1 protein-coding gene is annotated in these 565 nt (G+C 63.9%); it reads left to right on the top strand.

Translation table 11 applies throughout. The features are described from left to right. A partial coding sequence (locus tag AQ996_RS09990) for an SIR2 family NAD-dependent protein deacylase (RefSeq protein ID WP_494545873.1) occupies window positions 1–565 on the top strand: 565 nt, incomplete at both ends.

Below are 565 nucleotides of genomic sequence, written 5' to 3'. Positions count from 1 at the left end.
TCAAGAGCCTTTTCGACGGCTTCTACCACCTCTACCCCAGCCTCGAGCAGCGATGGGCATACTATGCGCGATACATCGACTTCATGCTGCGCGAGCCGACCTCGCAGCCCTATCTCGACCTACGGTCCCTCATCGGCCATAAGGACTACTTCATCCTGAGCACCAATGTGGACACCCAGGCCGAGAAGACGTTTCCCACCGAGAGGATCTGCAACTATCAGGGAAGCTTCGCGCACCTTCAGTGCAAGCAGCCATGCTGCGACGAGCTCTTCGACGCGAGCCCCTACGTCGAGCGCATGCTCGCGGGCATGGCGGGGTTCGAGGTCCTCAGCGAGGATGTCCCCCGATGCCCGCACTGCGGCTGGCAGCTTGTGCCGTGGGTGCGCGACGACACGTTTCTGCAGGGTGCGGCCTGGCGCGAGAGCCTCGGACGATACGAGCGCTTCGTGCGCGAGCGCAGCGATCGCCGCGTGCTGTTGCTGGAGCTCGGCGTGGGCGAGATGACCCCCGGCATCATCACGCTCCCGTTCTGGAGCATGACCGCGAAGCTGCCGGATGCGCACCT

It is taken from the genome of Collinsella aerofaciens (genome assembly GCF_001404695.1).
GTDB lineage: Bacteria > Actinomycetota > Coriobacteriia > Coriobacteriales > Coriobacteriaceae > Collinsella > Collinsella aerofaciens_E.
This window is presented reverse-complemented; position numbering and strand designations above follow the sequence as displayed.